Here is a 19,916-nt window from a genome sequence, read left to right on the forward strand (position 1 = left end):
GGCGATCGGTGCCAGCGTGCGCGCGCTGCGCCACAGTCGGGAACCGGCGCTGGGCAAGCGCGCCGCGGTGGCCCTCACGGGCCCCCCGCGACCGCCCCTGGCACCGACCCCATCGCACCCGTACCCGTGTTGAGGATTGGCTTGTGAACGAGCGACTGCGCACCGTGGCCGTATTGGGCGGCGGCTCCGCCGGCTGGCTGGTGGCCGGCCTCTTGGCCGCCGAGCACCCGGATTTGCAGATCACCTTGATCGAATCCAGCGAGGTGCCCGTCATTGGCGTGGGCGAGGGGACCTGGCCTTCCATGCGCGACACCCTGCGCCGCATCGGGCTGTCCGAGACCGAGTTCGTTCGCCGCTGCCAGGTGGCCTTCAAGCAGGGCTCGCGCTTCGACGGTTGGCAGCGGGGCGCCAGCGCGGCCGACGGCGACCGCTACTACCACCCCTTCATGCTGCCCGTGGGCCACGGCGACGTGGACCTGGTCTCCGCCTGGTTGGCCACCGCCCCCGAGCGGCCCTTCGCCGACCTCACCAGCCCCTCGGTCCAGGTTTGCGAGGCCGGCCGGGCGCCCAAGCAGGCCCAGACGCCCGAGTTCGGTGCGGTGGCCAATTACGCCTACCACTTCGATGCCGGGCTGTTCGGGCAGCTGCTGCGCGAGCACGCCACGCAGACGCTGGGCGTGCGCCACTGCGTGGACCACGTCGACGCCGTCCTCCCCCACGAGAACGGCGACATCGCGGCCCTGCAAACCCGCACCCACGGCGCGCTGGCCGCCGACCTGTTCATCGACTGCTCGGGCCTGTCGGCCCGCCTCATCGGCCAGCACTTCGGCGTCCCGCTCAAGAGCGAGCGCGAGGTCCTGTTCAACGACGCCGCGCTGCCGGTGCAAGTGCCCTACGCCGAGGCCCAGGGCCCGATCGCCACCTGCACCATCGCCACCGCCTGGGCCAAGGGTTGGATCTGGGACATCGGCCTGCCCACGCGCCGCGGGGTGGGCTGTGTCTACTCGCGCGCGCACGCCAGCGAGGACGAGGCCCAGGCCGCGCTGCAGGCTTACTTGCGCGCCACCGGCGCGCCCGACGAGCGCCCGGCACCGCGCTCGATCCGCTACGACCCCGGCTACCGCGAGCGCTTCTGGGTGCGCAATTGCGTGGCCATCGGCCTGTCGTCCGGCTTCATCGAACCGCTGGAGGCCTCGGCCTTGGCGCTGGTGGAGTTGTCGGTGCAGCGCCTGTGCGACGAGCTGCCGATGTCGCGCGCCAGCATGGACGCGGTGGCCCGGCGCTTCAACGACGACTTCGGCTACCGCTGGGCGCGCGTCATCGACTTCCTCAAGCTGCACTACCTGCTGTCCGAGCGCGACGACAGCGCGTACTGGCGCGCCCACCGCGACCCGGCCAGCTGGCCCGAGCGCCTGCGCGAACTGCTGCCGATGTGGCGGCTGCGGGCCCCGGCCCGCCACGATTTCGGCCGCATCGACGAGGTGTTCCCGGCCGCGAGCTACCAGTACGTGCTGTACGGCATGGGTTTTCGCCCGGACGCCGGGCCCCTGAGCCCGGACAAACTGCAAGCCGCCCACGCCTGTTTCGCCGAGGCGCACCGGCTGGCCCAGCGCTACCTGCCGGCCCTGCCCAGCCATCGCGGCCTGATCGACCACCTTCACAAGACCCCGACATGACCCGCCCCACCCTGCTCGACAACGTCAACCACCGCCACCTGCGCATCCACACCGAGCGCTCGGCCGCGCTGGGCGACGCGCGCCACTTTTGCCTCGCGCTGCCGGCGGAGTTCCGCCAACTGCAAGCCCACTTCCCGATCGCCTTCCAGCACGTGGAGGGCGAGGTCGGGTTTCAGCCCGTGGCCCTGTTCGGCCTGGAGGAAGGGCAGAACCTGTTCCTCGGCGACGGGGGCTGGGACGCGCCCGTGGTGCCCATGGCGCTGCAGCGCGACCCCTTCTTGATCGGCCGCGCCGCCGACGGCAGCCTGAAGCTGCACATCGACCTGGACAGCCCGCGCATCGTGCGCCCCGAGCAAGGCGAAGTGGGAACGGCGCTGTTCTTGCCCCATGGCGGCTTCAGCGAGCACCTCGACCACGTCGTCCAACTGATGGAAAGCCTGCACACCCAAGCGCAGCAGTTGCCGGCCTTCATCGAGGCCTTGAACCGCCACCAACTGCTGGAGCCTTTCGTGATCGACATCGAGCGCCCCGACGGGGTGCAAGGCCGGCTCACGGGCCTGTTCACGATCAACGAAGAGCGCTTGCTGGGTCTGCCGGGCGCGAGCCTGGAAGCCCTCGCCCGAGAGGGTCACCTGATGCCGATGTTCATGCAGATCGCGTCGCTGGCCCAACTCACCGGCTTGGTGGACCGCAGCCACCGCCGTTGACACCGCGATGAACGACGTCCCCGTTTGGACCGGGCCCTTCGACCCCGAGGCCCTGCCCACCGAGCTGCTGACGGCCGACCGGCCCTGTGTGGTGCGCGGCGGCTTCGCGCATTGGCCCGTGGTGCAGGCGGCCCGCCGCTCCGACGCGGACCTGGCCCGCTACCTGATGGGCCTGTACAACGGCGTGCGCATCGGCCTGTTCCAGTTGGAACCGTCGGCCCGCGGCCGCGTGTTCTACGCCGACGACACCCTGCAGGACTTCAACTTCCAGCGCTTCGCCGCCACGCTGGACCAGGTGCTGAGCGGGCTGCTGGGCGTGGCCCAGCACCCAGAGCCGCCGGCGCTGTACGTGGGCTCCACCACCGTCGAGGCCGTGCTGCCCGGCTTCATGGCCGCCAACCCCATGGGCTTCGGGCGCTTCGACCCCTTGGTCAGCCTGTGGTTGGGCAACCGCACGCGCATCGCGGCCCACTACGACCTGCCCGACAACCTGGCCGTCGTGGCCGCCGGGCGCCGGCGCTTCACGCTGTTCGCGCCCGAGCAGATCCACAACCTCTACGTCGGCCCCCTCGACCCCACGCCCGCCGGGCAGCCGATCAGCCTGGTGGACTTCGCCCAGCCCGACCATGCGCGCTTCCCCCGCTTCGCCACCGCCTGGGCGGCCCGCCAAGAGGTCGAGTTGGACCCGGGTGACGCCATCTTCATCCCCAGCATGTGGTTCCACCATGTCGAGGGCTTGGCGCCGGTCAACCTGCTGATCAACGCCTGGTGGCGGCAAACGCCCGACCACGTCGATTCGCCGCTGAGCACCTTGCGCCTGGCCCTGATGACCCTGCGCGACCTGCCCGAGAAAGAGCGGCGCATTTGGCAGCACCACTTCCAGCATTTCGTCTGGGAGGCCGACGCCGACACCTGGGCCCACATCCCCGAGGCCGCCCGTGGCCTGCTCGGCCCGATCGACGAGCCCCTTTCGCGCCAAGCGCGCGCGCAACTCCTGAACCAGCTCAAACGATGAACACCACCCCGAGAACCTTCCACCGCGTCGTCATCGCCGGCGGCGGCACCGCCGGCTGGATGATGGCCGCGCTGATGAGCAAGCTGCTGGGCAAGCGCCTGGACATCCGACTCGTCGAGTCCGAGGAGATCGGCACCGTGGGCGTGGGCGAGGCGACCATCCCGGCCCTGCTCACCTTCCACAACCTGCTCGGCATCAACGAGGCCGAGTTCATGGCGGCCACCAACGCCACCTTCAAGCTGGGCATCCACTTCGAAGGCTGGAAGGCCATCGGCGAAAACTACTTCCACTCCTTCGGCAGCACCGGCAACGACCACTGGAGCGCGGGCTTCCAGCACTTTTGGCTCAAGGGCCGCGAGTGGGGCCTGTCGCGGAACTACACCGACTACAACCCCGAGACGGTGGCCGCCTTCGCCAACCGCTTCGCCCACGTGCAACGGGGCGCCCTGAACTACGCCTACCACCTCGACGCCAGCCGCTACGCCAAGTTCCTGCGCGGCATGAGCGAGGCCCACGGCGTGCAACGCATCGAGGGCAAGATCGCCCGCGTGCTCCAGCACGAGGTGGACGCTGGGGCCGCGCGCGCGGGCGACATCGCCGCGCTGCAGATGGAGGACGGCAGCCGCGTCGAGGGCGACCTGTTCATCGACTGCACCGGCTTTCGCTCGCTGCTGCTGGGCGAGACCCTGGGCGTGGGCTACGAGGACTGGTCCTACTGGCTGCCTTGCGACCGCGCGGTGGCGGTGCAGACCGCCTCGGTGCGCGAGGCCTGGCCCTACACCCGGTCCATCGCCCACCGCTTCGGCTGGCAGTGGCGCATCCCCTTGCAGCACCGGGTCGGCAACGGCCTCGTGTACAGCAGCAAGGAGCTCAGCGATGCCGACGCCCCGGAGGTGCTGCGCCAGAACGTCGAGGGCGAGCTGCTGACCCAGCCGCGCGTGATCCGCTTCTTGCCGGGCCAGCGCCACAAGGTTTGGGAGCGCAACTGCGTGGCCGTGGGCCTGGCGGGCGGCTTCGTGGAACCGCTGGAATCCACCAGCATCCACCTGATCCAACGCCACGCCATCCGCCTGATGCAGCTGTTCCCCGCCGGGGGCATCAGCCAGGCCGACGTGGACGAGTTCAACCTGCAGTCCAAGCGCGACCTCGAGCACATCCGCGACTTCATCGTGCTGCACTACCACGTGAACGCGCGCAACGACTCCGCCCTGTGGAAGCACGTGCGCGAGATGGACCTGCTGCCCTCCCTGCGCCACCGCATCGAGCTGTTCCAGCAGACCGGCCGCGTGTTCCGGCCCAGCGACGAGCTGTTCGCCGAGAACTCCTGGATCCAGGTCATGATGGGCCAAGGCATCACCCCCGAGCGCCACCACCCCGTGGCCGACCTGATGGGGCGCGAGGAGCTGCAGAAGTTCCTCGGCGACATCGAGCTGCGCGCGCGGCGCTTGGTGGACAGCTTGCCAGGGCACCAGGACTACGTCGCGCAGCTGTGCGCCCCGTTTCGCGCCCAGGGCGCTTGACCGCCCCGCAAGCCCGCGGGCAGGAGCGAGCTCCCGGAGCACGAAAGGCCTTGCCGCCCCCGGGCTAGGGGATTCGGCACTTGACCCGCCGCCCCCTTCTGATGGATCATGAAAGCGCTTTCACTCCTGGGCGTGCCGGCCTCCTTACCGGTGGCCGAAAGCATGCTGAACGCAACCCGCCGGCGCCTGGCCCACCCAGGTTCCGGCCCCTCTTCCACGGCGGCGGCCCCGGCCGCTTGACCCTCACCCCGTGATCGCCATGCGCCTCCGCTCCGCCCCCTGCTCCTGGCTCACCGCCCTGACCCTGGCCGCCTGCGGCGGTGGTGGGGCCGACGCCGGTCCTGCCCCCACCTCGGCCACCACGCCCGTGCCCACCACACCGCCCACCGCCCTGGAACGCCCCGCCGACCACCGCCTGGTCTGGGCCGACGAGTTCGACACCCCGGGCCTGCCCGACGCGTCCAAGTGGGTCTACGACATCGGCATGAACAAGCAGGGCTGGCACAACCGCGAGCTCCAGTACTACAGCAACGCCCGGCCCGAGAACAGCGTGGTGCGCGACGGCAAGCTGGTCATCACCGCCCGCAAAGAGGCCCTGAGCAGCGCGCCCGACTGGGGCGGCCAGGCCTACACCTCGGCGCGCCTCATCACCGCCGGCAAGGCGCAGTGGACCTACGGCTTTGTCGAGGTGCGCGCCAAGATGCCCTGCGGCAAGGGCAGCTGGCCCGCCATCTGGATGCTGGGTGCCGAAGGCCAGTGGCCGGCCGGCGGCGAGCTCGACATCCTGGAGCACATGGGCCAGCGCCCGGACTGGGTCTTCAGCACCGTGCACACCACCTCGGGCAGCGGCGCCAACGGCAAGGGCGACGGCCGCACCCTGGCCACGGCCTGCAGCCAGTTCCACAACTACCAAATGCTGTGGACGCCCACCGAGGTGCGCTTCGGCGTGGATGGCGTGCAGCACGCCGTGTACCGCAACGCCGGCACCGGCCCCGCCCAGTGGCCCTTCGACAAGCCGCAGTTCATGATCCTGAACCTGGCCATTGGGGGCGACCTCGGCGGCCCGGTGGACGACACGATCTTCCCGATCCAGTTCGAGATCGAGCACGTGCGGGTGTACCAGCGCGCGCCCTGAGCGTTCAGGGCGCACCGGGCGGGTGTGGCGTTCCCTACGATGCACGCCATGTACATCCGCCGCGACCACCAACTGCCCGCGCTGGCCGACCAGCAGGCCCTCATCGATGCCCACCCGCTGGGCGCTTGGGTCGTGCCCACGCCGCAAGGCCTGGTGGCGAACCACGTCCCCTTCGTGTTGGACCGCGAACGCGGGCCCTTCGGCACCCTGATGGGCCACGTGGCGCGGGCCAATGGCGTGTGGCGCGAGCTGCAGCCCGACCGCCGTTCGCTGGTGATGTTCCAAGGCCCGCAGCACTACATCACCCCGTCTTGGTACCCGTCCAAGGCCGCGACCGGCGAGGTGGTGCCCACCTGGAACTACGCGGCCGTGCACGCGCACGGCACGGCCCGCGTGCTGGACGACCCGGCCGCCCTGCTGGCGCTGCTGCACCGTCTGACGAACCAGCAAGAGGGCGCGCGCCCCCAGCCCTGGCGCGTGGACGACGCCCCACCCGCGTACATCGAGCGCCTGGTGCGCGCCATCGTGGGCATCGAGATCCCCATCGACCGGCTCGAAGGCAAGCGCAAGGCCAGCCAGGACGAAGCCTCGGGCGACCACCGCGGCACCGTGCAGGGCCTGCTGGCCGAAGGCACCGACGCCGCCCGGGCCATGGCCGCGCTGATGGCCCCCGGTTCGCCAGGCCCACGCTGACTCCTGGGCGCCGGCGGGGCATGCCCCTGCGCGCCCCAGGGGCCGCGGGCCCGCGCCAACATGCGCAGCCGCTCGCCCTCTTTCCCCGCCTTCGCCTCGCATGGACTCCCTGACCCAACTCGCCCTGGGCGCCGCCGTGAGCGTGGCCGCCATGGGGCGCCGCACCGCCGTGTGGAAGGCGGTCCTGGTGGGCGCCGTGGTCGGCACCCTGCCGGACCTGGACGTGCTCATCGACCACGGCGACCCCGTGGCCAACATGGTGCTGCACCGCGCCGAGTCCCACGCCTTGCTGTGGCTCACGCTGGCCACGCCGCTGCTGGCCGCCTTGGTGGCCGGCGCGCTGCGCGAGTGGGGCGCTTGGCGACGCTGGTGTGGGGCGGTGGGGCTGGCCTTGATCACCCACCCTTTGCTGGACGCCTTGACCGTGTACGGCACGCAGTTGCTGCTGCCGTTCACGAACCAGCCCTACGGCCTGGGCAGCGTGTTCATCGTCGACCCCCTCGTCACCCTGCCTTTGTTGATCGGCACCGGCGTGGCGCTCGCCCGGCGCGACCCCGCCTCGGCGCTGCGCGCCAATGCCTGGGGCTTCGGGCTGGCCGTGGCCTACCTGGCCTGGGGTGCGCTGGCGCAGCAGCACGTGCGCGGCGTGGCCGAGCGGAGCTTGGCGGCGCAGGGGGTGCCGGCAGACCGCATCCTGGTCACGCCCGCCCCACTGCAAACGCTGCTGTGGCGCGTGGTCGTCGTGTCGGGCGACCGCTACCTCGAGGGCTTTCACTCGCTGCTGGACGAAACATCAACGGTGCAGTTCGACCGCTTCGACCGCGGCTTGGCCCTGGCCGAGCCGCTGCGCGGCCACCCGCCGTTGGTGGCGATCGAGCGCTTCAGCCAGGGCTTCTACAAGCTCACGCGCGAGGGCGACACCGTGGTGGTGCACGACCTGCGCATGGGCCAGGAGCCGGCCTACGTGTTCGCCTTCGGTGTCGGACGGGGCAGCGCCACCATCGCGCCCTTGTCGCCCCCCACGGCCGTGGGCGGGCGGGGCGACGCCGGCGCGGCCCTGCGCTGGCTGTGGCCGCGCATGTGGGGCGAGCCCCTGCCGCCGCCGCGCTAGCTCAACCCGCCTCGCCGCGCAGGGCGGCGAGTTCTGCCCGCAGGGCGGCGTTCTCGGCCTCGAGTGCCGCCACGCGCTCGCGCAAGGCCTCCAGGGTGGGCGGGGCGATCGCCTCCGCGGCGGCCTCCATCGCAGGCGCGGGCGCGGGTTCTTTGCGCTTGGCCTCGCGCACCCGCTTGGCGGCTTGCTTCAATTCCATGGCGCCGGCGGCGGTCACGCTGACCTGCTCCTCCACCGGCAGGCTGGCCACGGCCGCCGCGGCGTTGAGCGACACCATGCCGGCCTTCACCGCGTTCACGAGCTCGGGCGCGGCTTGCTTCTGGATCTTTTCGATCAGTTGCACCTGGTGGCTGCTGAGGCGCGCCGCCTTGGCCAGGGCCTCGCGCGTGGCCAAGGCGTCGGCGGGGGCCACCGGTGCGGGCGCCGGGGCCGGCGTGGCATCGGGCGCCACCGCGGCGGGTTCCGGCACGGCTTGGCGCGCGCGGCGCTCGGCCACCAGGTCGCGCTTGCGCAGCGCCAGCACCCCGCGCTGGAAGTCCGACAGGCTGCGCCGCCCCAGGTGCTGGTCGATCATCCACAGCTGCACGTCCTCCATCGACTGGAAGCGCGGGTTCTGCACCGTCTGGAAGGGCAGGCCGTGCTTTTGGCAAATGCCATAGCGGTTGTGCCCGTCCACCAGCACATTGCCCCACAGCACCAGCGCGTCGCGGCAGCCCTCGGCCAGCAGGCTGCGCTCCAGGGCCTCGTGCTCGTCGGGCGTCAGCGGTTCGATGTAGGCCTTGAGTGCTTCGTTGACGACGATGTCCATGGGGGCCTGACGCGGGAGGGCGGCGATTGAGGGGCGCGGATTCTAGGAAGGGCCCACCGCGCCGGGCGCACACTGGCCGGCCCCGCCCCGGGCGCACGCCCCACCGCCCCCAAGGAGCCCCCGCCATGCCATCCCGCCGCTCTTGCCGCCTTTCTTGCCGCGTGTGGGCACTGCCCTTCGCTTGCCTGCTGCTGGCCGCCCGCCCGGCCCATGCGCTCGACTGCCAGAAGGCGCAGACCACGCCCGAGCTCAACGAATGCGCCGCGCGCCAGCAAAAGGCCGTGGAGTTGAGGCTCAACCAAACCTACCAACAAGCGCTGAAGAGTCTGCAGCAGCCCGACACCGAGATGGACAAGTTCTCGGCCACGCGGCAGAAGCTCGTCGAAGCGCAGCGCGCCTGGGTCAAGTTCCGCGAGGCCGACTGCGAAGCGGTGTACCTGCAGCACGTCAGCGGCACCATCCGCAACCTGATGTTCACCGGCTGCCTGCAAAAGCACGCCGAGCGGCGCATCGAGGACCTGAAGGCGGTGTTTGCCGAGCAGTGAGTCTGCGCGCGGCGCCGCGGGCTGGCACGGCAAACTGGCGACCCCCAGGTATTGCTCGAACCCATTCATGGTCCGTGCTTCTTCCCGATGGCGGTGGCCGCTGGCCCTCCTTTTGATGGCTCTGGGCCGTGCGAGCACGGCGCAAACCCCTGCGTCGGGCCCGGCCCAAGGCACCGAGTTCCGGCCGCCACCGGCCCCCGCACGCCATGCGCCCGAGGCCACCGGCCCCCTCGCTGGCGTGATGTCGGGCACCTTGCGTCCCAAGGCCGACAGCGACACGCGCTTCGTGATCTTCAGCGCCTTTCGCGGCTTGAAGGGCTGTTCGCGCGACGAGTTCTCTGCCGTTCGGGTCTCGGTGGACGACGTGCGCGAGGAAGGCTGCCTGCTGGTGCCGGTGTCGGACCGGCGTTCGCTGCAAGTGCGCTGGGCCGACGGCCGCGTGGTGCGCTACAGCGAGGTCGAGTGGACCCTGCAAACCAACCCACGCTGAGCCCGCCCAGGCCCAGCCCCGGCACCCTGCAGCGCCTCATCCCCACCGGGGAGACCGGCCGCACACTCGACGGTCACCCGCTGCGCTTCGAAGAGTTGGCCCGCCAGCGCTGGAAGGGCGCGCTCTTCGTGCGCGCGCAGTGCTTCTGCGATCCGACGCCATTCGCGGCCCGCTGAGGCCACGGTCTGACCCCCCCGAGAAAGGCGGCCGATGGCCCCAGGGGGCCTGCCTATCATGCGGCGGCGCGCCGCGCCCGGCGTGCGCCACCAGGGACGCCATGAAGAACGAAATGCGATACGGGGCGATGGCCGCCGCGCTGATGTGGACCTTGGGGACGGTCGCCGTTCAAGCGCAAACGCCGCCCCCCGCACCAACGCCCGCCCCCAGCCCGACCCCCGCCACGCCCACCGGGGCGAGCCGCCCGGGCCTGCCGCCCGGCATGATGGGCTTGGAGCCGGGCGAGCCGCGGCCCTTCGACAAGGTCATCACCGCCGAGGCCAAGACCCAAGAAGGCCTGTTCCGCGTGCACAGCCTGAAGAACAAGCTGTACTTCGAGATCCCCAAGGCCTTGTTGGAGCAACCGCTGCTGATGGTGGCCAACGCCACGGCCGTGCCGGCCGGCCAGGAGCACGTGGGGCGCACGCTGAACCAGGGCGTGCTGCGCTTCGTGCAGAAGCAAAACCGGGTGATGCTGCAACTGGTGTCGCAAGACTCGGTGAGCGACCCAGGCAACCCGATGGCCGAGGCCGTGCGCCTGTCGCAGCGCGACGCGATCCTCACAGTGTTCCCCATCGAAGCCTTCGGCAAGGACGGGGCGCCGGTGATCGAGGTGACGCGGCTGTTCAACTCGGAAGTGGGCGACTTCAGCGCCCGCAGCATGGTGCGCGGCTCGGTCGACAGCAACCGCAGCTACATCGACCACGCCAAGGCCTTCCCGGGCAGCGTGCGCGTGGACGCGGTGCACACCTACGCCGTCGGGGCCATGCCCATGCCCGGCATGCCGGGCCTGCCGAACTTCGCCCTCACGCCGCCGCGCAGCCTGTCGGTCAACGTCGCCTACAGCCTGGTGCAGCTGCCCAGCACGCCCATGGTGCCGCGCCTGATGGACGACCGGGTGGGCTTCTTCAGCGTGGCGCGCAACGACTTCGGCGCGGGCATGCAGGCCGTCAAGCGCGAGCGCTTGATCACGCGCTGGCGCCTTGAGAAGAAAGACCCGAGCGCGGCGCTGAGCGAGCCGGTCAAGCCCATCGTTTGGTACATCGACAAGGCCACACCCACGGCCTTGGTGCCCCACATCAAAAAGGGCGTGGAGGCCTGGAACGCCGCCTTCGAGGCCGCGGGCTTCTTGAACGCCGTGCAGGCCCGCCCCTACCCGACGCCCGAGGAAGACCCGGAGTTCGATCCCGAGGACGTGCGCTACAGCGTGATCCGCTGGGTGCCCTCGCCCACGCCCAACGCCTACGGCCCGCACCTGGCGGACCCGCGCAGCGGCGAGATCCTGAACGCCAACATCGTCTTGTTCCACAACATCCTGCAGCTGCAGCACGACTGGTACCTGACGCAGGTGGGGCCGCTGGACCCGCGCGCGCAGCGCCTGCCCCTGCCCGACGACCTGATGGGCGACTTGATCGCCTTCGTCGTGACGCACGAGGTGGGGCACTCGCTGGGCTTCCCGCACAACATGAAGTCCAGCTCGCTGTACCCGGTGGCCAAGCTGCGGGACCCGGCCTGGCTCAAGACCATGGGGCACGTGCCCAGCATCATGGACTACAGCCGCTTCAATTACGTGGTGCAGCCCGAGGACAAGGTGGACCCGGCGCTGCTGATCCCGAAGATCGGGCCGTACGACGTGTTCGCCACGCGCTGGGGCTACACCCCGATCCCCGACGCCAAGACGCCGGAGGAAGAACGCCCCCAGCTGAACGCCTGGGCGCGCGAGCAAGACAGCAAGCCCTGGCTGCGCTTCAGCGCCCCCAAGGGCGATGGCGGCGACGCGGGCGAGAACCTCGAAGCCGTGGGCGACGCCGATCCGGTGACCGCCTCGGGCTGGGGGCTGCGCAACCTCAAGCGCGTGGTCAAGATGCTGCCGGCGCTGGCCCCCAAGGACGGCCAGGACGACCGCACCCTGGAGGAGCTGTACCGCGCCACGTGGTCGCAATGGGGCCGCGAGATCGGCCACGCCATGGCGGTGGTGGGCGGCTACGAAGTGCAGAACAAGCACAACGACCAACCCGGCGCGATTGCCGTCCCGGTGCCCAAGGCGCAGCAAGCCCGCGCGGTGAAGTTCTTGAGCGAGGAGCTGCTGACCCCCCCGCAGTGGCTGCTGGACCCGGCCGTGACCCAGCGCTTGCGCACCTGGGAGCCGAGCACGGTCTTGGCCCTGTACCAACGCGGCCTGCTGCGCCTGCTGCTGGAGCCGGGGCGCACGCAGCGCCTGGCGGCCCAGGAGGCGCAATTGGGCGCCCAGGCTTACCGCCTGGACGACCTGCTGGCCGACCTGCGGCGCGGCGTGTTCACCGAGCTGAAGGCCGGCGCACCGATCGACGCGAACCGCCGGGGCTTGCAGCGGCAGTACGTGGACACCTTGGTGGCCCGCTTGCAGCCCGTGGGCTTGGCGGCGTTGACCGGGGTGGACAACGGCCAGGCCGAGGTGCGCGCCGAGTTGCGCGACTTGAAGGGCTGGATCGAGGCGCAGGCGGCGACCGGTTCGCGCGCGCGCCGTGCGCACCTCAGCGCGCTGGCCAGCACCATCGAGCGGGCCCTGGACCCGCGCGCCGCGCCCGCGGCGAACCCCCTGGCCCTGCTGCTGCGCGGCATGGGTTGGGCCCAGGGGGCGTCGCACGACCACCGCTACTGCTGGCCGGCGCACGCCGGGGACCTGGACGTCTGGATTCAGGCCGTCGAGTCAGGCGAGCGACAACCCTGAGAAAGGCAGCGCGCCGCGCGATGCGGCGTGCGCCCTGGATGTCAGGCGCTTTCCCGACTGCGTTTGACGTCGGGCGTCAGCGCGCGCGCAGGGCGTCCATCAAGCGCTTTGCACCCGGATGTGCCGCGTGGATCTCCAGCGCCCGCTGGCCGTGGGCCTGCGCCTTTTCCCGCTGCCCGGTGGCGGCCAGGGCGGCCCCCAAGGCGGCATGGGCATCCGCGCTGTCGGGCTCCAAGGTGACCCACAGGTTCAACAGCCCTTCCGCATCGCCGGGCCGCTGACGGCCCATCAACTGCTCGCCCCACAGCTTCAGCTCCTGTGGCGCAAGTCGAAAGTTTGGGTCTCGGGCCTGGGCTTCCCGGTAGGCCGCCACCGCTTGCGCAAAGCCGCGGCGCGCCAACTCAGCGGCCAGGCCTGCACGCGTGCTTGGAGGCACTGCCGGCGGATTGCGATCGATGCGCAGGCTGTGCGGGGTGACGCCGTTCTCGCGCGGTGAGCGTGCCATGAACGCGCGCGCCGCGTCGCGCTGCAGCAGCGAGGCCTCCAAGAACTGATGCACGTACTGGGCCAACCAGTTGTACGCCTGCCGAACCTCGGACTTGCTGTAGTCACCGTAGGCCTGCGGACTGCTTTCGTGCCAGTTGCTGCTGGCGAAATCCTCGTGCCGCATGGGGTAGACGATCAGTTGCGTCACGTCGGCGTGCACGGCCGCATTCAGCAAGCTGAAGCGCGTATCGATGTCGGCCCGGTTGATTTGTGGGATCGTGTCAGGGGTGCGGGACGCGTACAGCCAGGGGACCGTGAGGCGTCGCACGTCAATGCGCTGCGTCAGGCTCGGCTCCCGCGTTCCGTCGAGACTGATCAAGGCGCGGATGCGTTCGTCGCGGGACGCTGCGAACACATTGGCCATGCCACCCCAACTCCATCCCATGACGGCGATGCGGTCTGGGTCGGCCTGCGCCCAGGTCTGGGCATGGCCGACCAGGTAGCCGATGTCGGTCACCTGGGGTTCGACACCCTCCCACCCATCTTCGATTGCTTTGCCATTGGCGCCCAAGCTGGTGCTGGCCAGCACCAGGTAGCCGTGGCTGGCCAAGTGCTCGGCAAGGTCGGCGTTCTCGTCCGCTGTGCCCCCTGCACCAGGGGCGTAGATCACCACGGGGAACCGACCTGGGGCCGCAGGGGCGTCTCGCGTGGCCTTGACGGGCGAAGCCAGCAGCGCAGTGGCCTCCTGGCCCAATCGCCGGGTCAAGCGCGCCGTTTGGCGCTCTTGGGCCGCTTGGGTTTCCGCCTCGCTCAGCGGGGAGCGAAGTTCGGTCCACCGCGTGGCCAGGTAATCCGCGTGGCGCAGCCGCGCGCCGGCGGTTGACGCCGGGTACCAAGCCAAGACCTGAAGGGGCCGAGCGCGATCACCGGGCCGGACCTCGCCCGTTACCGGGTCGAGCCGACGGGCGAACTCTCGCGAGCGATCCTGCAAAAACACGACGCGAAAGCCCACCGCGTGCGGCCCAGCGGGCAGGTCGATCATCGATGCCGCGCCTGCGGACTGGGTCCCTGCCAGGCAAGCCGCCAACAAGTACGGGATCGCGCGAGCAAGCAGAAACATGGGCAAAGCGTGGAGGACACCAAAGGCCTCGATTGTCTTCGTCCGACCAGCAGGAGGCCGAAGGATGGGGCGCCGTCGGTGAGCAGATCCCCGCGGTTGCGGTGCAGCGCCTGTTTCGCTTCAAGGCAGGCGCCGGCCGTCGGCGTCGAACGCCAAGCCCGCGCCGGCGCGCACGGCCAGGGCCACCGCTTGCCCGGCGCGCAGGCCGCGGCCTTCGTCGCCCAGCTTCATCACCAGCGGGGTCGGCAGGCCGGCCACGCGGGCGTAGACCAGGCTGCTGTCGCCCAGGTGCTCGGCCTGCTCGACGGTGGCCGGAATGCCCTCGCCCGCGGCGAGCGTCAGCTGCTCGGGACGCAGGCCCAGGCGGTGCGCCTGCTCGTGGCCGCTCATCGCGGCCCACAGCGCGCGGTGGGCGCCGGCGGCGCTGCCGCCGGGGCGCTCGACCAGGTTGATGCGCGGCGCGCCGATGAAGCCGGCCACGAACTCGGTGGCTGGGCGCTCGTACAGGTCCAGGGGCGCGCCGAGTTGCTCGATGCGGCCTTGGTGGAACACGGCGATGCGGTCGCCCAGGGTCATGGCCTCGGTCTGGTCGTGGGTCACGTAGACCATGGTGGCGCCCAGCTCGCGGTGCAGGCGGGCCAGCTCCAGGCGCATGTCGACGCGCAGCGCGGCGTCGAGGTTGCTCAGGGGCTCGTCGAACAAGAAGACCTTGGGCTTGCGCACGATGGCGCGGCCGATGGCCACGCGCTGGCGCTGGCCCCCGCTGAGCTGCTTGGGCGTGCGGTCCAGCAGCTCGGTGATGCGCAAGATCTCGGCGGTGCGGTGCACCTGGGCCAGGCGCTCGGCCTTGCCCACGCCGGCCATCTTGAGCGCGAAGCCCATGTTCTCGGCCACGGTCATGTGCGGGTACAGCGCGTAGCTCTGGAACACCATGGCCGCGCCGCGCTGGGCGGGGTGCAGGTCGTTGGCGCGCTGGCCGTCGATGAGCAGGTCGCCGCTGCTGATGCTCTCCAGCCCCGCGATCATGCGCAGGGTGGTGGTCTTGCCACAGCCGCTGGGGCCGACGAAGACCATGAACTCGCCGTCGCGCACCTCGAGGTCGATGCCGCGGATGACGGACGTGTCGCCGTACTGCTTGGTGATGCCTTGGAGGCTGAGGGCGCCCATGCTCGGTCTCAGTTCGTGCCGCGCAGGAAGCCGGCGTACCAGCGTGCGCTTTGTTTGGGGGTGCGCTTCAAGGTGGCGTAGTCCACGTGCACGATGCCGAAGCGCTTCTCGTAGCCCGAGGCCCACTCGAAGTTGTCCATCAGGCTCCACACCATGTAGGCGCCCACGGGCACGCCCTCGGCGCGGGCCGCGGCCACGGCGGCGATGTGGCGCTGCAGGTAGCGCTCGCGCGCCACGTCGGCCACCTGGCCGTCGGCCCAGGGGTCGGGGAAGGCGCCGCCGTTCTCGGTGACCCAGTAGCTGGGGCCGGGGTAGTCGCGGTGCAGGCGCAGCAGCAGCTCGGTCAGGCCCTCGGGGTAGACCTCCCAGCCCATCTCGCTGACCTCGCGGCCGGCGGCCTTGGCGTCGAAGGGCTCGCCCGCGCTGACCACGGTGCGCGAGTAGTAGTTGATGCCCAGGAAGTCCAGCGGCTGCTGGATGGCCGCCAAGTCCCCATCGAGCACGACGGGCGCCTGGTCGCCCAGGCTTTGCCACACGTCGGCCGGGTAGCGGCCGTGGTGCAGGGGGTCCATGTACCAGCGCAGCAGCAGGCCGTCTTCGAGCACGGCCTTGGCGCGGTCGGCGCTGCTGGCCGTGGCCGGGTGCATGGGCGCCAGGTTGAGCACGATGCCGAGCTTGGCGGTGGCGCCGTCGGCCCGCAGGGCCTGCAGGGCCAGGCCGTGGCTGAGCAGCAGGTGGTGCGAGACCTGGAGCGCGACTTTGTGGTCCTTCAGGCCCGGTGCGAACACGCCCTTCTCGTGGCCGAGCACGGCCACGACCCAGGGCTCGTTGTGCGTGGCGATGGACGCGAGCTTGGGGCCCAAGCGGCGCTGGATGCCGCGGGCGTACTCGACGAAGTGCTGCACCGTGCGGCGGTCGGCCCAGCCGCCTTGGTCTTGCAAGGCCTGGGGCAGGTCCCAGTGGTTCAGGGTCAGGTGGGCTTGCAGGCCGCGCTTGAGCAGCCCGTCCACCAGGCGCTCGTAGAAGGCCAGGCCGGCTTCGTTCCAGGCGCCTTGGCCCAGGGGTTGCACACGCGGCCAGCTGACCGAAAAGCGGTAGGCCTTGACGCCGAGCGAGGCGATGAGGTCCAGGTCCTCGTCCAGGCGGTGGTAGTGGTCGCAGGCGATGTCGCCGTTGCTGGCGTCGGCGATGGCGCCGGGCTGGCGGCAGAAGGTGTCCCAGATGGACGGCCCCTTGCCGTCGGTGCTGGCCGCGCCTTCGATTTGGAACGCGCTGGTGGCCACGCCCCACACGAAGTCGGCGGGGAAGTCGGCCAAGCGCGGGAGCAGGGGCTGAGCGGCCGAAGGAGAGACGTCGGTCATGGCAGGGTCGGTCCAGGAATCACTTACTTGACGGCGCCGGCGGTCAGGCCGGCGATGAGCTGGCGCGAGGCCAGCGCGAACAGCGCGATCAGGGGCACGGTGGCGATGGCCGCGCCGGCCATCAGCGCGCCCCACTCGGTGTCCACGGGGTTTTGCAGGGTGCGCAGGGCCAGGGGCAGCGTGAAGTTGTCGGGCGTGCGCATGACGATCAGCGGACCGACAAAGTTGTTCCAGCTGCCGATGAAGGCGATCAGGCCGAGGGTGCCCATGGCCGGCTTGAGCAGGGGCAGCACGATGCGGGCGTAGATGCCCAGCTCGCTGCAGCCGTCCATGCGCGCCGCCTCGATCAGCTCGCGCGGCACGGCCGAGCGGGCGTACTGCCGCATCAGGAAGATGCCGAAGGCGCTGGCCGCGCCAGGGATGTAGAGCGCGCGGGGTTGGTCGATCCAGCCCAACAGGTCCATGATCATGAAGCTGGGGATCATGCTCATGAAGCTGGGCAGCAGCATGGTGCCCAGCACCAGTGCGAACAGCGGCTTCTTGAAGCGGAACTCGTACATCGCGAAGGCGTAGCCGCCCATGCTGCAAAACAGCAGGGTCAGCACCGTGCTGATGAGCGCCACGTACACGCTCCAGCCCAGGTTGCGCCAGAACGGGATGCGCTCCGTCAGGATCTGGAAGTTGGCCGCGAGGTCGTTGCCGAACCACAGGGGCGGCGGCATGCTGAAGATCTCGGTGCGCGAGTGCGTGGCGAACACGAACATCACGTAGAAGGGCGCGAGCATCAGCAGCGCGCCCACGCCCACGAGCAGGCGGGCGCTCCAGAGTCCCATGGCGGTGGCGGGGGAGGTCTGCGGCATCAGTCTTCCTTCCCGAAGGCCCGGTGCGTGGCCCAGGTGGCCAGGGCCAGCAGACCGAACAGCAGCCAGGCCATGGCGCTGGCGGCGCCGAAGTCGTTGAAGTCGAAGGCCAGGCGGTACAGGTACACGGCGCTGGTCATGCCGGCTTGGTCGTTGCCGCCACGCCCGTTGGTGAGGATGAAGGGCTCCTCGAACAGCTGCAGGCTGCCGATGATGGACAGGGTCACGCCGAAGAGCAGCATGGCGCGCAGGCCCGGCAGCGTGATGTGCACGAACTGCTGCCAGCGGCCGGCGCCGTCCATGGTGGCGGCCTCGTACAGGTCCTTGGGGATGGTTTGCAGCGCGGCCAGGTAGAGCACGGCGTTGAAGCCGACGAAGCGCCAGAAGACCACGGTGGCGATGGCGGGCTTGAGGCGGTCGGGGTCGTTGATCCAGTCGATGGCCGCGGCCGGCAGCAGCCAGTCCAGGCCGGGGATGGCGCGCAGCGCGCCGATGGCCGCGTTGATCAGGCCGTAGTCGGTGCTGAACAGCGAGCTGAACAGGATGGCGATGGCCACCGTGCTGGTGATGTAGGGCAGGAAGTACACGCCCACCAGCGTGTCGCGCCGGCGCTGGCCCATGGCGTTGAGCATCACCGCCAGCGGCACGGCCACCAGGTGCTGCGGCAGCGCACTGGCCAGGCCCAGCCACAGGGTGTTGCCCAGGCTCTTCCAGAACCATTCGTCCTGCAGCGCGAAGGTGAAGTTTTCGAAGGCCACCCAGTCCATGGCGCCCAGGCCGCTGGTCGGCTCCCAATGGTGGAAGGCCAGGTAGAGCGAGAACAGCAGCGGGAACAGCCCGAAGACCGCGAACAGGATCAGGAAGGGCGCGAGCAGCCAATAAGGCGCGGCGCCGACGGACACCCATGGGGCGCTCTGGCGTTTCATCGCGTGGCCCGCCGGATCAACAGGCGCTCGGCGTCGCCCAGGGCCCTGGGGATGTCCTTGCCGCGGGTCAGCACCTTGTCGAGCTCGGTGTTGATCACCTCGTCGGCGAAGGCGTCCTGCCGGTGCACCGCCACGGGCTGGATGCGCCGCGCCGCCTCGCGCCAGATCTTGCGCGCCGGCTGGCCGCCCAGGAAGGGCAGGGGCTGCTCGAAGAAGGGGTCGTCGAAGGTGTCGACCAGGGCTGGGAAGATGTCGTGCGCCTGGAAGGCGTCGAGCAGCAGGCGGCGGTCCAGCGTCAGCGTTTGCATCAGGTCCCAGGCCAAGGCGCGCTTGGTCGGGTCGCCCTTGGCCGGCAGCGCGTAGAAGCTGCCGCCATAGGCCGCGAAGGCGCCCTCGGGCAATTGCGCCGCGCGCCACAGGCCGTGGGTCTTGGGCGCCAGCCACGATCCCAAGAAGCCCGTGAGCCAGGCGCCCAGCATTTGCGTGGCGATGCTGCCGCGGCGGAAGCCCTCGGTCCAGTCGCCGGACCAGTTGTAGACGCCGGCGTCGAGCTTGTCGCGGCGCACGGCGCGGGCCAGCTCGAAGGCGCGCACGAAGCGCGGGCTGCGCACCAGCACCTCGTTCTTGGCGCTGAAGTACAGGCCGTCGCCCGGGGCGACGTGGGTGCGGATCAGGATGTCCTTCATGTCCCGCGCGTGGGCCAGCAGGTAGGCGCCGGTCTTGGCGCGGATCTGCTTGCCGGCGGCCAGGAAGCCGTCCCAGCTGGTGGTCAGGTCGGCCTCTTGCAGGCCGGCCTTTTGCAGCACGTCGTGGCGGTACAGCAGGGTGCCGGGTCCGATGTCGGACGGCAGGGCCAGCAGTTCGCCGCGCTTGTTGTGCGCCTGGCCCCAGGTGTAGGGCACGAAGCGGCTCTGCAGCTTCTCGCCGTGGAAGGGCGCTTGGCGCAGGTCCAGGAGGCCCCGGCCTTGGGCGAAGCGACCGAGGTAGCCCACCTCCAGCGACATCAGGTCGGGCATGTGGCTGCCCGTGGACAGGGCCGTGATCATGGCCGTGTGGTGGTCGTTCATCTCCCGGCTGATGACCTCGACCTCCACGCCAGGGTGCTTCGCCTTCCACGCCGGCAGGGCGGCGCGCACGATGGCGTCGAGCTTTGGGTACGCGGCCACGGTGAGCTTGCGCGGCTCGGCCTGGGCACAGCTCGCCCCCCAGGCCAGGCCCAAGCCCAGCCCCAGGGTGGCGCGTCGCGTCGCGTCCATCGTCATGGGAATTCGGTCTCCTGCGCTCGGCGGCCCGACGGGGTTCGGGCTCTGGTTATGAAAGCGCTTTCAGACTGTAGTGGACGCCCGCGATCGGTGTCAATCGAGGGTTAG

18 protein-coding genes are annotated in these 19,916 nt (G+C 70.5%); 11 read left to right on the top strand and 7 right to left on the bottom strand.

The window, feature by feature from the left end:
* The first annotated feature begins 143 nt into the window (after window positions 1-143).
* From EOD73_RS14060 to EOD73_RS14090, 7 genes are all read left to right on the top strand, one after another.
* Window positions 144-1,676, top strand: coding sequence for a tryptophan halogenase family protein (locus EOD73_RS14060; protein ID WP_127683662.1), 1,533 nt, complete (start codon window positions 144-146; stop codon window positions 1,674-1,676).
* Window positions 1,673-2,383: a SapC family protein gene (locus EOD73_RS14065; RefSeq protein ID WP_127683663.1), complete on the top strand. Its 711-nt coding sequence runs from the start codon at window positions 1,673-1,675 to the stop codon at window positions 2,381-2,383. The genes EOD73_RS14060 and EOD73_RS14065 overlap by 4 nt, the downstream gene beginning before the upstream one ends.
* Window positions 2,384-2,390: 7 nt before the next feature.
* Window positions 2,391-3,398 carry a cupin-like domain-containing protein gene (locus tag EOD73_RS14070; protein ID WP_127683664.1) on the top strand — a complete coding sequence of 336 codons (1,008 nt, stop codon included), beginning with the start codon at window positions 2,391-2,393 and terminating at the stop codon, window positions 3,396-3,398.
* A complete protein-coding gene (locus EOD73_RS14075) occupies window positions 3,395-4,918 on the top strand; it encodes a tryptophan halogenase family protein (protein WP_127683665.1) in 1,524 nt (507 codons plus the stop codon). Before EOD73_RS14070 ends, EOD73_RS14075 begins: the two co-directional genes overlap by 4 nt.
* 259 nt (window positions 4,919-5,177) lie before the next feature.
* On the top strand, window positions 5,178-6,053 hold the full coding sequence (locus EOD73_RS14080) for a glycoside hydrolase family 16 protein (RefSeq protein ID WP_127683666.1): 876 nt from the start codon (window positions 5,178-5,180) through the stop codon (window positions 6,051-6,053).
* Window positions 6,054-6,101: 48 nt separating this feature from the next.
* Window positions 6,102-6,746 (top strand): FMN-binding negative transcriptional regulator, encoded by a 645-nt coding sequence (locus tag EOD73_RS14085; protein ID WP_127683667.1) that lies wholly within the window; start codon window positions 6,102-6,104, stop codon window positions 6,744-6,746.
* Between the two features lie 100 nt (window positions 6,747-6,846).
* On the top strand, window positions 6,847-7,857 hold the full coding sequence (locus EOD73_RS14090) for a metal-dependent hydrolase (RefSeq protein WP_127683668.1): 1,011 nt from the start codon (window positions 6,847-6,849) through the stop codon (window positions 7,855-7,857).
* Between the two features lies 1 nt (window position 7,858).
* On the opposite strand, the gene EOD73_RS14095 is transcribed toward EOD73_RS14090, so the two are convergent.
* Window positions 7,859-8,665 carry a ParB N-terminal domain-containing protein gene (locus EOD73_RS14095; RefSeq protein WP_127683669.1) on the bottom strand — a complete coding sequence of 269 codons (807 nt, stop codon included), beginning with the start codon at window positions 8,663-8,665 and terminating at the stop codon, window positions 7,859-7,861.
* A gap of 125 nt (window positions 8,666-8,790) precedes the next feature.
* Between EOD73_RS14095 and EOD73_RS14100 the strand changes: the two genes are divergently transcribed.
* The 4 genes from EOD73_RS14100 (at window position 8,791) to EOD73_RS14115 (ending at window position 12,626) form a co-directional block, all read left to right on the top strand.
* Entirely contained in the window at window positions 8,791-9,210 is a 420-nt protein-coding gene (locus EOD73_RS14100) for a lysozyme inhibitor LprI family protein (RefSeq protein ID WP_127683670.1), read from the top strand.
* A gap of 115 nt (window positions 9,211-9,325) precedes the next feature.
* Window positions 9,326-9,700, top strand: a complete 375-nt coding sequence (locus EOD73_RS14105) for a hypothetical protein (protein ID WP_127683671.1) — start codon at window positions 9,326-9,328, stop codon at window positions 9,698-9,700.
* A complete protein-coding gene (locus EOD73_RS14110; RefSeq protein WP_127683672.1) occupies window positions 9,673-9,876 on the top strand; it encodes a hypothetical protein in 204 nt (67 codons plus the stop codon). The genes EOD73_RS14105 and EOD73_RS14110 overlap by 28 nt, the downstream gene beginning before the upstream one ends.
* A 101-nt stretch (window positions 9,877-9,977) precedes the next feature.
* Window positions 9,978-12,626: a zinc-dependent metalloprotease gene (locus EOD73_RS14115; RefSeq protein ID WP_127683673.1), complete on the top strand. Its 2,649-nt coding sequence runs from the start codon at window positions 9,978-9,980 to the stop codon at window positions 12,624-12,626.
* Between the two features lie 76 nt (window positions 12,627-12,702).
* On the opposite strand, the gene EOD73_RS14120 is transcribed toward EOD73_RS14115, so the two are convergent.
* The 6 genes from EOD73_RS14120 to EOD73_RS14145 form a co-directional block, all read right to left on the bottom strand.
* A complete protein-coding gene (locus tag EOD73_RS14120) occupies window positions 12,703-14,232 on the bottom strand; it encodes an alpha/beta fold hydrolase (protein ID WP_127683674.1) in 1,530 nt (509 codons plus the stop codon).
* A 120-nt stretch (window positions 14,233-14,352) separates the two neighbouring features.
* Window positions 14,353-15,399, bottom strand: a complete 1,047-nt coding sequence (locus EOD73_RS14125) for an ABC transporter ATP-binding protein (protein WP_127683675.1) — start codon at window positions 15,397-15,399, stop codon at window positions 14,353-14,355.
* Between the two features lie 8 nt (window positions 15,400-15,407).
* Window positions 15,408-16,760, bottom strand: coding sequence for a GH1 family beta-glucosidase (locus tag EOD73_RS14130; RefSeq protein WP_127683676.1), 1,353 nt, complete (start codon window positions 16,758-16,760; stop codon window positions 15,408-15,410).
* 23 nt (window positions 16,761-16,783) lie between these two features.
* On the bottom strand, window positions 16,784-17,620 hold the full coding sequence (locus EOD73_RS14135; protein WP_240660721.1) for a carbohydrate ABC transporter permease: 837 nt from the start codon (window positions 17,618-17,620) through the stop codon (window positions 16,784-16,786).
* Window positions 17,620-18,546 (bottom strand): carbohydrate ABC transporter permease, encoded by a 927-nt coding sequence (locus EOD73_RS14140; protein WP_127683677.1) that lies wholly within the window; start codon window positions 18,544-18,546, stop codon window positions 17,620-17,622. Before EOD73_RS14140 ends, EOD73_RS14135 begins: the two co-directional genes overlap by 1 nt.
* On the bottom strand, window positions 18,543-19,808 hold the full coding sequence (locus tag EOD73_RS14145; RefSeq protein WP_205702475.1) for an ABC transporter substrate-binding protein: 1,266 nt from the start codon (window positions 19,806-19,808) through the stop codon (window positions 18,543-18,545). The genes EOD73_RS14140 and EOD73_RS14145 overlap by 4 nt, the downstream gene beginning before the upstream one ends.
* Window positions 19,809-19,916 lie beyond the last annotated feature (108 nt).

This window comes from Inhella crocodyli (genome assembly GCF_004004565.1).
Lineage (GTDB): Bacteria > Pseudomonadota > Gammaproteobacteria > Burkholderiales > Burkholderiaceae_C > Inhella > Inhella crocodyli.